The sequence below is a fragment of the Ferrovibrio sp. genome (genome assembly GCF_036381655.1).
In the GTDB taxonomy this organism is placed as follows: Bacteria; Pseudomonadota; Alphaproteobacteria; order Ferrovibrionales; family Ferrovibrionaceae; genus Ferrovibrio.
In genome coordinates, this window is the sequence record NZ_DASVCJ010000037.1 from 1 (window position 1) to 12,476 (window position 12,476).

The following is a 12,476-nucleotide window of genomic DNA, read 5'->3' on the forward strand; positions in this document are numbered from 1 at the left end:
CGAGGCCGTCGGGCAAGTCGCCTTGATGAACGGTAATGGCCATGCCTGCGCTCTCTCTGGATGCGCTTGCCTTCAGAGGGTGCCCTGCCGGCAGGGCCCGATCATCGGCACGATACTCGGGAATTGGTGCCCAGGATAAGAAATTGTCTGCCCAACCCGACACCGATTGATTTTACACGGTAATTTCAGCCGTGTGAGGGGTCTTGTGTACCGGACCTGTGCCCTGAAATCAAGCCATGTCGCCCCCCATTTTGCCCTATGTGTGCGGCTCTGGCGACGCGGGTTGATCTGCCGGTATGCTTGGAACGGGTTCTTTGGGCTGGTTCGCGTCTGCGGCGGCTCCGTTGGCCGCGACCCATGCCTCAATCGTCTCCACCACGGTTCTTGCCTTAAAGACAATTCCAAGGTCGAGCATCTCCCGCTGCTGTACCATGGGCTGGACATTCGTGGGGATAGGCACCGCCACAACTCGGTTGAAGTCCTCCCGGTAGAACACGGCCGCGATGACGCCCACGAAATACAGCCGTTGTCCACCCAAGACCACTCCGCCAGTCCTAGTCGTCCACGTTCCGGTGTTAAGTACGAATACCGGGCTCCCGCTAGACCCGCCGAAGACTGACGCGTCAACGAGAAATCGCGGGGTTTGCTCGAAGTCCACCACGATAGGCGACGCGGTGGTCCCACGCCGAGCGACCGGAAGCAGGTTCTTGCTGTCCCATATGCCGTTAGGATAGCCGATGAAGACGACCGGCTCGACCGCATCCAATTCGTTTAGCTGATCAGGCGTCGGCAGATGTTGGCTCCCCACGGAACGATAGAACACGGTTGTTTTATAGTGTTGCTCGACGAAATCGAGGAGGGGCAGGAGTGGGCAGATTGCAATGTCGATCTTAGGATCGGGATGGCCAAACCACATCTCTCCCCAGTCACTCGGCTCGACTTTCAACTGCATGCCCTCGCCAAGTGCGGGCTGACCATCTTTTTCCTTCACGAAGGTGAAGCTTCCCTCCCGCATGCCCATGACAACATGCTTGTTGGTGACACAGACCGGAAGCCTCTTATCGTCCGCAGACGCGTACTGAAAGAAGAAACCCGTACCTGAGCCCCGCCCCCCTTGGGCATCCACCGTATCTATCCGCACGGTGGTGAAGAAGAGTTGGTCGGCGATGGTCTTTACCTGCATTTTGCCCTTCCCTCCGTTAGCCCATCTTACCACCAACTCCTCGCGCGTCAGACAACGATTGGCCGCAAAACGCGGACACCATCAACTTCCGGCATCTTTCAAGGCCAGCCGAATTGTCTGTTCCTCCCGTACAAGCCCCCGCGCTACCGCCATGCCCCGAAATGCCTCCGCAGATCGCAGCGCATTCTCAAGCCAACCCGGGTGCCGCACCAATGCCATGATATTGAGGCCATACGCGGCGCTGTTCGCCTCGCCTAGCAGCGGAATGGAAAGGTGCAGCACAGGTTTCGATGCAGACCATACCCGGGAAATTGCCTTGTCCTGCGTCTGCCCGCCCACCTGCATCTGCCGCGCGTGATTACGGGTCATCGCAACCCATGTGCTCCACGCCCTTACGCCGGCCCGAGGACGATTGTCTCCACGCCCGATGACAATCTGAATTTGCCCCGCCCGCCGGCCAGGCTTCATCATGATACCGCTATTGTTGGGCATTAGCTGTGGCGCCCCCATTTTGGCCGCCCACAGGCGGGTGGAAAGACGCCGATAGGCGTTATTTAGCCGCCCCTCGACTTGCTCTCGCCGCATACGGACCCGTTCCTGCGCCCATGGCTGCCAATCGGCCCGCTCTGATGGCTTTGTATTGAGCGCCTGTAGTGCAGCGGCTTTCACAGCGGCGATAAAGATGTCGCGCTTATCCAGTTCGTCCGGGTAGGCACACACCGCCAAGTAGGCGGCGGCGCTAAGCCAGCGATACGCCGGGTCTGCGGGGAGGGTTGTCGTTTCCTTAGGCATTCTCTTAGGCTCCTTTGGTTGGGCCGCTGGTGCAGGTCATCGCACTGCGGGGCCTAAGTGTTCCTAACCGACATTTCTGCGTTTGCCGTGCTCCCAAAAACTCGGCGCCCATAGGCTACCTAAAGGGCCGTCAGCGATGTAGCTATTGCCCCTTATATCGTTTACTCAGGCTGAACACCGCCCCTTCTGCGCGTACTCGGGCGACCATTGCCGAAGGGTTGAACCGGCCGGAAAGCATCTCGCGGCGGGCAACGCCATGGAAGTCTAGGTCGGTCATCCGTGAAGGATATAGATGTTGAAGCAGGAGCCACCCCAATTAGGAGCGCAGCGCCTGCTCGATATTGACAACATGCCGGAGAGATCGACCTATCGGACTGAGCCGGTACCCGCCATCAAATGTGCCTGTCGGAATAATCAGGCCGGTCCTCTGGCTACGGGCCGTCACCGCCTCCAGATATGCTTCACTAGGGAACACACCATTGCCAACGAGCTTGGCGACTACGGTGTTCCACACCTCTATCTGTTCTGCCGGGTCTTCCGGAGCCTGCGCGTTCGCATCCTCACGCATCAAACATCCGACGAGAAGGATTTCGTCGCGGCTGAGCACGCTTAGGATGTCCGCGTAGCGGATAAAGTCACTGGCCCACAGCGTCTCGCGCCGCGCCAGTCCAGCCATCGCCTGTGCAAGCAAGCGGAGGTTTTCATCTGCCGCCTGATCTCGGACAGCGCGGGTGTACCGAAGGGCAGCGGCGGCGAACTGCTCGGTGTCGTGAAAGTCCTCTGCCGTCGCCCCTGTGCGTTCAAGCTCACTACGGAGGATGTCCCGCGCGGAAGCGTTCCGCTTGAGCAGGTAGTTTGCGACGGCGCTGCCAACCAGCCCCGCCCCCGGAGCTACGATCTCAGAGTTTACGTAGGTGAAGACCGTCTCGATGGTGGTCCCAATTACTGCGGGCAGGAGATTTTCGTTTGGCATGGGAGGGTGCGCCTTGGATGGAATGGTAGTGCCGACACAATACAGATTGTGAAAGACGAACCCGAAACATTCCAGCCATGACGCAGCGCGCGCGCCCATCAACCTGCCTACGCTAGCAACCGAGCGACGCCCTCATGGCTGATCTGGTGGCCGTCCTGCTTCAGCGTGTCGGCAATGGCTCGAAGGGACTTGCCCTGCTTCCGTAGCCGCTTCGCCTTCTGGATGGCCTTCTGCTCGGCCGCATGCTCGATCAGCTCGCCGTCAGCGCCGACCACATAGCCGAAGGGCTTCCGGCCCCCAAGGAACCGATTGCGGCCCTTCTGGTCAGCCTTGGTCAACTGCACGCGCTCCCTGATCCTGTCCCGCTCGGCTTCCGCGAAGGCCGCCGCGATGGTCAGGAACAGCTTGGACAGCCCGTTGCCGGAGACGTCCCCACCGAGGTCGATCAGGTGCAGGGCCACGCCCCGGCGCCGCAGCTCGTCGGTCATCTGTAGGGCGTCGAGGGCCGAGCGGAACACGCGGTCCAGCTTCGACGCCACCAGCGTGTCGCCGGCCCTGAGCTTGGCTAGCAGGGCAGCGCCCTCGGGGCGGTCGGCAAGCGGCTTCGCGCCCGACACACCCTCCTCGACGAAGACCTGGCCCAACGTCCAGCCGTGCATGGCGGCATAGCCCTCGATCTGTCGGCGCTGGACTTCAAGGCTCTCGCCTTCACTGGCTTGGCGGGCGGTCGAGACGCGCAGGTAGGCGTAGATCGGCATGGGTGTTCCTCGACTGTCAAGTTGTCAACTTGTAGCCTGAGGGCCTTGGTCTTGTCAACTTGCTTTAGCAACATGACGGTGGGTGCCTAGAATTGCCTCGAAATCCGGCCCAAGAGCCCCGCCGATGCCTCTCCATCGGGTGGCACGATGGGCGCACCAGAGGACATCGACAGCCCCCCTTATTGCCCCCTGCGGCGCTCGGAGCTGCCAGCGAGGGGGCATGGTCATGTGGACGGGACCGAACCCGCCTCGCCCCGGGACACTACGAGCCGGAGGTTGGCCCGCCGGCAGTCGAGGACATCGCCATTCAGGTGCTGCGGGAAGCGGTTGGGCGGGGCGTGGGTGACGAGCCGGGCAATGCGGACCCTGTCCTTCCAGCGCATGCCGTTGGGGATGATCAGGGCGGGCCTTCGCAGCCCCTGCGGTTCTCGTCGGATGGACCAGCCGCGCCGCCAGTGTCGGGCGAGGACCTGGGCGAAGTCCTCGTCGACGATCACATGGTCCTCGGGCTCCATCGGGATCAGCACGGGCATGAGGTGGCTCCGGGATGTTGGCAATGTGGGACGGGTACCCCCCGCTGCCTCTGACAGGCGATGGCAGCCGGCCGGGGACGGGGGAAGCGGAGACCCGGCGATGAGGCGGTGACCTCTCAGATTTTTCCGCTGAAGTTTTCCGGTCTGGGCAGGCCGTGAGAGGGAATTTTCGGGGGCGATGACTGTGAGGTGCAACCTAATTGGTTTCCTCTGCCCGGGATCTTGAACTCATGGGCTCTGCCCCTCACCTCGTCTCCTCTCAGTTGGGAGGTATCAGCTACATGATGGACTTGGGGGAGTGCTTGGGAGTGCATGGGCAGCATCAGGACACGAGGGGCGAGACGGGGGTCTATACGTGTAACGAAAGTGATGAGGGTCTGATCGGGGCTGAGGCTGATGAAACTCCGGAGACCGTCGACCCGCATCCCAACGAAGCCAGGCAACTCCCCCTCAACCACAAGCCTGTGTCGCCTGAGGCGGAGCGCCTGATCGAGGACATCCTCCACCAGGTCGAGTTGCGGGAGGGCCGGCATTACCAGCGCGGGGCTGCCTCTCAGGAGCGCCTCAGGGCCGCCGTCAGGGCCCTCGTCGGCGGGCTGCTGCTGCATGCCGGGCGCTACGGCACCAGCGAGTGGTGCTGGATGCAGACCAGCGCAGGGGCCTTCACAGGCACCGGGATCGGCTACAGGCAGTACAGGGCGGTCGAGAAGGCCATGCTGGAGGCCGGCCTGATCGAGAAGCTGGAGGGCTTCAACAAGTTCTATGGAGTGCCCGGCGAGTTCGGGCCGGGTGTCGCGCTGGCCCGCCGCTTCGCTGCCCGCTTCCGGGGCACGGAGAGGCTATGGGAGTGTGCCCGGCGGCATGGGATCGCCCTAGAGGAGGTCGGGCAGCACTTCGAGCGCCTGCGGCCGTCCGACAACACCCCCGTCTACATCAAGCCCCTGAGCGCCAAGGTGGCCGGCCGCCGGATACCCGGGAAGCACCTCTCGCTGCCGAGGTCGGGAAAGGCAGCAATCGAGCTGGAGCGGATCGTTGCCGGCGTCCGGGAGGTCAACGCCTTCGTCGCCGGCCGGCAGGTGGAGGGATGCGACCCGATCACCTTCCAGCGGGGCTACAGCGTCGACCTGAACCACGGCGGCCGCTGGTACGCCCGGGGCGACAACTACCAGAACCTGCCCAAGGAGGCGCGCCTCGGGCTCCGCATCGACGGAGAGCCAGTGGCGGAGGTCGATGTCCGCGCCTCGCACCTTACCATCCTGCTCGGGATGCAGGGCCTGCCGCTGCCCGAGGGCGACCCCTATGCCGGCTTCGGCTATCCGAGAGAGGTCGTGAAGGCTTGGATCGTGGCGACACTCGGCGCAGGTGCCCCGGCGGCCCGGTGGTCGCCACAGGCTGCCCGCTCGCTGCGGGAGGACGGTGTCTCGCTGGACGGGATCACGGCGGCGATGGTGCGCGAAGCGGTCCTCCAGCGGTACCCCTTCCTGTCCACCCTGCCGGCCCTGCTCGGCTGCCCGCAGGAGCCCCGCCTTTCCTCGCTACGGCTGATGAACATCGAAGCCAATGCGCTGACCATGGCCATGCAGTACCTGAGGGTAGCCCGTGACGTCCTCGCACTGCCCATGCACGACAGTCTGATCGTGCCTCAGAGCGCCGTGAGGGCCGCTGAGGAGGCCCTGAGGCAGTCTTACCGGGCAGCCATCGGGCTGTATCCGAAGCTCACCGTGCGGGTGGCGTGAGAGATGCAGAACTGAACATCTTCCACCCACGTTGACGAAGACCGTATTGCACGGCATAGGGATTGCGCATTAGGCCCAATGGGGACACCGATAAAAATGAGCATGATCCAAAACACCCGCTTTGATAAAGAATTAATGGCAAAGCTTCGTAAGGAGGCGGGAGCCTTCTTGAAGGAATTGCGTAACGAAGCGGGACTTACTCAGTTAAAGCTTTCACACACCTTGGGATATTCGTACTACTCATATGTTTCGCAAATTGAAGGTGGAGTGAACCGGGTACCTTCAGAGGCCATAGAAGATTGGGCCCGAGCGCTTAACGTTAATCCTTCGTGGCTGGCACTATCCCTTATGAAGTATTACGACCCATTCAGCTATGAGCTTCTCGCCGAACACATCAGCGTTGAAAAACGCTTGTAAACATACCGTCCCTCAGGTTCCATCGATCTTATAGCGCGGAAACTTACGCAGCTCCTCGGCCCGGGGTGCCGACTTCACCCCGGGAAACCACGAGCCGGATATGTAGGCGCCGTCCTTACGGATGGCCGGCAGGACCACGCGGGTGACCCAGTCTTGGAACTGACGGGCCTCCGGCTTGTCGGAGCGGAGGATCAGCCGGTACAGGCCGCTCTCGGAGATGAGCTTCAGGTGTCGTTGGCGTGGCTCGAACAGGCGGGCGGCACTATCCACCACCAGATGTTGGGTAGACCGGGGCAGAAGCATCTGCTCGTCGGACGCCACCGCCCGGGTCGCGTGCCAAACGTCGAGGTGGCCGTTGGGCGACACGCCGATGCCAAGCGCCCGGCACACGTCCGCCGCGACGAACCACAGGTTGCCCTCGATCTGGACAACCCGGACCTGAACGCTCTCGGCAGGGTTGGTCGGGGGGCACATGCTCCCTGAAACGCGCGCTCCAGATATCATCTCGCGTCAGAAGCTGCCTAACCGCTAGGTGCCAAAAATCTGTAGCTTCTTTTCTGCGGGCATCATTTTTCCTAGATCAATCGCAGCCCGGGTCTTGGCAAGTATGGACAGTTCCTCCGCATCTACCGCCGATTTGAATTTCTCCCATGCGGCGGCCGTAGAATTGGCCGCAATCATCTTAACAAGAACAGTGGGATCGAGACCATCCATCTTCGTGAGATCAACACCCAACTGAGATAGGGGCGTTGGGCCAACACCAGGCTGGAACCGGGCCAAAAGCATCGCACCGGCCTGAAGGGTCGATTGTTCGGTCGCGTCGTTTGTCCTAGTCAACTCCAGCAACATCGCATCGAGCAGCACGTCCTTCGGATGGGGAAGCGTCCCTTGGTCGTAGATATCCGTCGGCTGGAGCGGGTGTTCTTCGATAAAGGCCCCAAAATTAGCGATCATATTACGTCGTGCGGCCGTCTGTTCCAGCACGGACGGAGATATGTCCTTTCCGCTTGCTGTAATTGATGTCCGCCGCCGACCATCAACATACTTACCCAGTGCCGTATAGAAGACCGTAGTTGCCACCACAAATGATATAGCCGGCCAAGGCCCGCCGGCTCTCCAACCGACAAACAAAGCACCAATCGTTACAAGCCCAATCGCAATCCAGCGCGGCCCAAAAGTACTCTTCTTAGCGAATGTCATAGCTCCCTCCATCACCAATTCGGCATGCCACACACCCAAGCTCAGTTGAAGGGGGATTTTTCAGCACGCGGGGCAGTGGACCAAATAAGGATGAGGTCGTTTATTAGTGTATGCAAACAGCGGGGGCGGCTGCGAGGGGTGGGTAGCGGCCCCACTCTCAGGTTGATTACGCGCCAGCTCCAGTGATATTCCGCGAAGGTGGCGGGGAGGCTCAACTAGCCGACGTCGAGCGATGGGGGGAACTATGAACCGTTTTATGATCTTGGCCACAGCAGGACTGCTGCTTAATGCCTGCGCGGGCAAGCTGGACTACACGCCGCCCTACGGCGGAACTTCAACGACCAACACAAAGACAGTTGCAAAGAGCAAAGATGAAGTCTGGAAGGAGCTGATCCCGGAACTTAGCAAGCAGTTTTTCGTGATCAACAATGTAGACAAGTCTTCCGGACTTTTGAACGTCAGCTACAGCGGCGACCCCGAGCGTTACGTAGATTGCGGAACCGTGAGTTCGTATGTGAAGAACGCGCGAGGTGAGCGCAGCTATGTGTTCCCCGGAGCGCGCGCCTCGCAGACCTACGAGGCAATGACTGACAACCTCTACTTCATCAACAGGACGATGTCGCTGGATGGCAGGATGAATGTCATCGTTCAGGAGACCGGACCAAGTTCATCTTCAATTACAGTAAACACTCGGTATGTTGTAACGAGAACCGTTCGCGTCCAAGGGGCGGCAGGTGGTGCGGGCTCATTCACCGATACGATTAACTTCAACACCGGACAACTCACAAGCTTTCCGGCGAGCGGCAATCTACCAGCCACTCAATGCCGACCAACTGGAATGTTTGAAGCTGAAGTTTTGGGTCTAGTTAACTGACCACGGCGCGCTGAGAGCGCGGCAGCTTATGTTCCATCAACCTTATATCGCGGAAACTTCCGCAGCTCCTCAGCCTGCGCCTCTAGCGGCATCTCGCCGTAACCTTCCCCCTCAGTACGAGGCGCATGCCCTTGTATCGCATCGCGGACCTCCCGATCTATCCTGACCCTGCGACACTCCGTCTTGAAACGGTGGCGCCAACCATGATTGGGAGCGACGTTTGGATCAGGAACGATGGTTCGCACGAATTCCTGCAGCCGGTTCTTGGCCGCTTCCCAAGGCCCGCGCACACCACCCCCGGGAGTGGGTGTTAGGAACAAGTAACCCGGCGCGCTGTTCGCAACGAACTCTGGGAAGCCAAGCTCTACCAGATGAGGATGGAGGACGACGTCCCGGGCTTCGCGGCCTTTTTGCGTGTTCGCCTCCGGCGTGATCGTCAGCACCCACAGGTCACCTTCCTTGCGTATGTCTTCCTTCCGCAACTGGATGATCTCGCCCACGCGAGCGCCGCTATAGGCACACAGCCATGGCACCCATCGTTTCGCGGCGGCGGTCTTGGCAAACTCTCGCGGCCCGGGCTGGTAGTTCCACGCCGCCGTCAAGATCGCTCGGGCTTCGGCATCGGTGAAGCCCTTCCCCCGCAACTTGGGCTTCTTCCTGACTTTGATGGTGACGCCGGCTGCCGGATTGGTCGCCATGCGCCTGTTGTCAACGGCCCAGTTAAAGATCGACCGAAGACCAGAAAGATCGTTGTCCTTGATCGTCTTCGCAGAGATGGGTCTGCCCGTGCGAGGGTTGATTTGCTTAAGGCGGTGATCCTTGAAGGCGATCACATTCTCGGTAGTCACTTGACTTGCATCATCATGGCCGAGGAACGCCGCAAATTTTCGCATGGTGCTGCTGTAGCTTTCATATGTGGATACCTTTGCACCGTCGGCGCGCTGCTGTTCCGCCCACCAATCATCTACTAGCCCCGTCAGGGTGCCGCCTAATGGCCGCTTGGCGGCTTCCGCAGGCTCCCACGCGGGGAACCGGCCTGCTTCCGGGGCGGGTCTGTAGTCCCCCTCGGCGTTGCGCTTCAACTTCTTCGCCGCGTCACTCAGGGCAATGCCGCTCTCCCTGAGCAGGATCGCCCGGCTGGCGTCGTCGATCACCAACCCCTTCTTCCGCAGCACCGTATCGACGAACGCCCCGAACCGGGCTTCAAGGGACGCTATGCGCTTGTCCTCATCGGACAGGTTGATGCGTAGCGGGTTCGCAAACGCGCCCCGCTGCGCCGCGTCGTTGTCCGCAATCACCTTCTGCCACATCGCTGCGGCTCCGGGGTCATCCTCCAGCGTTTCCGCGAATGCCCTGTAGATTTCCCCTGAGAGAGCCACGATCTGCTTTTGGGTGAGCCGCTTCGGCCCGGACCTGATCGCTTCCCAGACCTGTTGCAGATGGGCCTCGGCCATCCCCGCACGCGCCTTGGCAACCGATGGCTCCCGCGTCCGCAGGGAAACCTTCACGAAGTCGCCCATCGTGACCGTGACGGCCACAGCGGGATTGGCCTCTCCGGCCTCGGGGAACTGGAACGTGACGGTGCGGCCACGAGCCTTCTGCTGGAGATCGGCTGGCACACGCTTTCGGAATATGAGGAAGGTGCTGTCTGGGCGCTTCGCCGGACGTGTCATACGAAGAACCATGTGCGCCGCCCTTGTGTACCAGCCGGGCGGCTGAAATCCGTGTTCGGCCTTATAGTTGGCCGATTTCAATCACTTCATCGGAAATTGGTGCCCAGGATAAGACTCGAACTTACACGACCTTTCGGTCACTAGCACCTGAAGCTAGCGCGTCTACCAATTCCGCCACCTGGGCAGGCGGTGCAGGCCGGCATGGGGCCGGACCGACCGAGGCGTGTCTTTACGGCCCCGGCCATCATAAGTCAAGCGCCGGCTGGGCATTCCGCGAAGGTCACGGCAGGCCGGACTTGCCTCCCGGCGGCGCTCTGCCGATAACAGGGTTCCAGCAAGAGAAGACGAGCGAATGGAACAGATTGAGTGTCTGGTCATCGGGGCCGGCGTGGTTGGCCTGGGCATCGCGCGGTCGCTGGCCCGGCGCGGCCGGGAGGTGATCGTCGCCGAGGCCACCGCGCTGATCGGCAGCGAAACCTCGTCGCGCAATTCCGAGGTCATTCACGCCGGAATCTACTATCCCGCCGGCAGCCTGAAAGCCCGGCTTTGCGTGAGCGGCAAGCAGATGCTCTATGCCTATTGCGAGGAGCGCGGCGTCGCCTATCGGCGCTGCGGCAAGCTGATCGTTGCCGCCAGCGAAGACCAGATCCGGGAACTCGAAACGCTCAAGGCCAAAGCCGCCGCCAATGGCGTCGACGACCTCGAATGGCTCAGCCGCGCACAGGCTTTGGCGCTGGAGCCGCATCTGCACTGCGTCGCCGCCCTGCTCTCGCCCTCGACCGGAATCATCGACAGCCACGGCCTGATGCTGGCCTTCCAGGGCGAGGCCGAAGATCACGGCGCCATGCTCGCCTTCAACGCGCCGGTGCTCGGCGGCACGGTCGAGAATGACGGCATCGCCATCGAGATCGGCGGCGCCGATCCGATCCGCATCAAGGCGCGCCATGTCATCAATGCCGCCGGCTTCGCGGCGCAGTCGATCGCCGGCAGGATCAACGGTGTCCGGCCCGACAGCGTGCCCGGCTGCCATTATGCCAAGGGCAATTATTTCATGCTCAGCGGCATGAAGCCGCCCTTCAGCCGCCTTATCTATCCGGTGCCCGAGCCGGGCGGGCTGGGCACGCATGTCACCATCGATCTGGGCGGACAGATGCGTTTCGGCCCCGATGTCGAATGGGTGGACAAGCCCGACTACACCGTCGATCCGGCGCGCGGCGAGAAATTCTATGCCGCCGTGCGGCGCTACTGGCCGGGCCTGCCGGACGGCGCGATCCAGCCGGGCTATGCCGGCATCCGCCCGAAGCTGTCTCCGGCAGGCGGCAAGGGCGGCGATTTCGTCATCCAGGGGCCGGACCGCAACGGCGCGCCCGGACTGATCAACCTGTTCGGCATCGAAAGCCCGGGATTGACAGGATCGCTGGCGATCGGCGAACTGGTCGCGGACATGGTGGACGAGGCGGCATGACGGACGCGACCTGCATTCTCGACGGCAAATTCGATCTGGCGGAATCGCCGGTCTGGTCGGTTGCTGAACAAAAGCTATGGTTCGTCGATATCAACGCGCCGGCGATCCAGCGCTTCGATCCCGCGACGGGAAAACTGGAGCGCTGGACGCTGCCGGAATCGATCGGCTGCATGGTGCGCACCAAAGACGGCGGCATCATCGGCGCCCTGCGCAGCGGCCTGTATCGCCTGGACCTGACCTCGGGGCGGCACCAGAAGATTGCCGCCGCGCCCTATACTTCGCCGGACATCCGCTTCAATGACGGCCGTTGCGACCGCCGGGGCCGCTTCTGGGTCGGCGGCATGTTCGAGCCGGGCGGTCAGGCAGGCGCCGCCTTCTATCGGCTGGATGGCGAGCGCTTCATCCGGCAGGATCTGGTCGGCGGAGTCGCAACCTCGAATGCGCTGGCCTGGAGTCCCGATGGCAGCGTGATGTATCACGCCGATACGCCGACGCGCCGGGTATTTGCCTACGACTTCGACATGAAGGCCGGCACGATCTCGAACCGCCGCCTCTTCCTCGATCTGAACGAGACCGGCGAGCGACCCGACGGCGCCACGGTCGATTCCGCCGGCAATTACTGGGTTGCCTTCTACGGCGCCGGCAAGGTGGCGCAGTTCTCGCCGACCGGCCGGCGCCTGCGCGACATCCATCTGCCGGTGAAGGCGCCGACCATGCCCTGCTTCGGCGGACCGGATCTGAAGACGCTCTACATCACCACCGCACGGCAGAAACATACCGAAGAGGAATTGCAGCGCATGCCGCTGGCCGGCGGCCTCTTCAAGGCCGAGGTCGACATCCCCGGCCTGCCCGAGCCGTTCTTCGCCGGCTGA

13 protein-coding genes and 1 tRNA gene are annotated in these 12,476 nt (G+C 61.9%); 5 read left to right on the forward strand and 9 right to left on the reverse strand.

Features of this window, described 5'->3' with window-relative positions:
- Positions 1-256 precede the first annotated feature (256 nt).
- From VF194_RS07230 to VF194_RS07250, 5 genes are all read right to left on the reverse strand, one after another.
- The gene (locus tag VF194_RS07230) at positions 257-1,183 is read right to left on the reverse strand and encodes a hypothetical protein (protein WP_330889500.1); all 927 of its coding nucleotides are present in this window, start codon (positions 1,181-1,183) and stop codon (positions 257-259) included.
- 81 nt (positions 1,184-1,264) lie between these two features.
- Complete coding sequence (locus tag VF194_RS07235; protein WP_330889502.1) at positions 1,265-1,975, reverse strand: hypothetical protein; 711 nt, start codon at positions 1,973-1,975, stop codon at positions 1,265-1,267.
- Between the two features lie 316 nt (positions 1,976-2,291).
- The gene (locus tag VF194_RS07240; RefSeq protein ID WP_330889504.1) at positions 2,292-2,948 is read right to left on the reverse strand and encodes a hypothetical protein; all 657 of its coding nucleotides are present in this window, start codon (positions 2,946-2,948) and stop codon (positions 2,292-2,294) included.
- A gap of 107 nt (positions 2,949-3,055) precedes the next feature.
- Positions 3,056-3,706: a recombinase family protein gene (locus VF194_RS07245; protein WP_330889506.1), complete on the reverse strand. Its 651-nt coding sequence runs from the start codon at positions 3,704-3,706 to the stop codon at positions 3,056-3,058.
- A 224-nt stretch (positions 3,707-3,930) separates the two neighbouring features.
- Positions 3,931-4,239, reverse strand: a complete 309-nt coding sequence (locus VF194_RS07250) for a hypothetical protein (protein WP_330889508.1) — start codon at positions 4,237-4,239, stop codon at positions 3,931-3,933.
- Between the two features lie 308 nt (positions 4,240-4,547).
- Between VF194_RS07250 and VF194_RS07255 the strand changes: the two genes are divergently transcribed.
- Both VF194_RS07255 and VF194_RS07260 read left to right on the forward strand, forming a co-directional pair.
- Positions 4,548-5,975, forward strand: coding sequence for a hypothetical protein (locus VF194_RS07255; RefSeq protein WP_330889510.1), 1,428 nt, complete (start codon positions 4,548-4,550; stop codon positions 5,973-5,975).
- Between the two features lie 96 nt (positions 5,976-6,071).
- Positions 6,072-6,392: a helix-turn-helix transcriptional regulator gene (locus VF194_RS07260; protein WP_330889512.1), complete on the forward strand. Its 321-nt coding sequence runs from the start codon at positions 6,072-6,074 to the stop codon at positions 6,390-6,392.
- A gap of 12 nt (positions 6,393-6,404) precedes the next feature.
- On the opposite strand, the gene VF194_RS07265 is transcribed toward VF194_RS07260, so the two are convergent.
- Both VF194_RS07265 and VF194_RS07270 read right to left on the reverse strand, forming a co-directional pair.
- Entirely contained in the window at positions 6,405-6,866 is a 462-nt protein-coding gene (locus VF194_RS07265) for a Bro-N domain-containing protein (protein ID WP_330889514.1), read from the reverse strand.
- A gap of 54 nt (positions 6,867-6,920) precedes the next feature.
- Positions 6,921-7,592 (reverse strand): hypothetical protein, encoded by a 672-nt coding sequence (locus VF194_RS07270; RefSeq protein ID WP_330889516.1) that lies wholly within the window; start codon positions 7,590-7,592, stop codon positions 6,921-6,923.
- Between the two features lie 244 nt (positions 7,593-7,836).
- Here VF194_RS07270 and VF194_RS07275 point away from each other — a divergent pair, with 244 nt between their 5' ends.
- A complete protein-coding gene (locus VF194_RS07275; protein WP_330889518.1) occupies positions 7,837-8,466 on the forward strand; it encodes a hypothetical protein in 630 nt (209 codons plus the stop codon).
- A 26-nt stretch (positions 8,467-8,492) separates the two neighbouring features.
- Here the strand turns inward: VF194_RS07275 and VF194_RS07280 are convergent, their stop codons facing one another.
- Together VF194_RS07280 and VF194_RS07285 are read right to left on the reverse strand one after the other, a co-directional pair.
- A complete protein-coding gene (locus tag VF194_RS07280) occupies positions 8,493-10,151 on the reverse strand; it encodes a DUF6538 domain-containing protein (protein WP_330889520.1) in 1,659 nt (552 codons plus the stop codon).
- Between the two features lie 85 nt (positions 10,152-10,236).
- Positions 10,237-10,323, reverse strand: a tRNA-Leu gene (locus VF194_RS07285).
- Positions 10,324-10,491: 168 nt separating this feature from the next.
- Here VF194_RS07285 and VF194_RS07290 point away from each other — a divergent pair.
- Together VF194_RS07290 and VF194_RS07295 are read left to right on the forward strand one after the other, a co-directional pair.
- On the forward strand, positions 10,492-11,604 hold the full coding sequence (locus tag VF194_RS07290; RefSeq protein ID WP_330889521.1) for an NAD(P)/FAD-dependent oxidoreductase: 1,113 nt from the start codon (positions 10,492-10,494) through the stop codon (positions 11,602-11,604).
- Positions 11,601-12,476, forward strand: a complete 876-nt coding sequence (locus tag VF194_RS07295; RefSeq protein ID WP_330889523.1) for an SMP-30/gluconolactonase/LRE family protein — start codon at positions 11,601-11,603, stop codon at positions 12,474-12,476. The genes VF194_RS07290 and VF194_RS07295 overlap by 4 nt, the downstream gene beginning before the upstream one ends.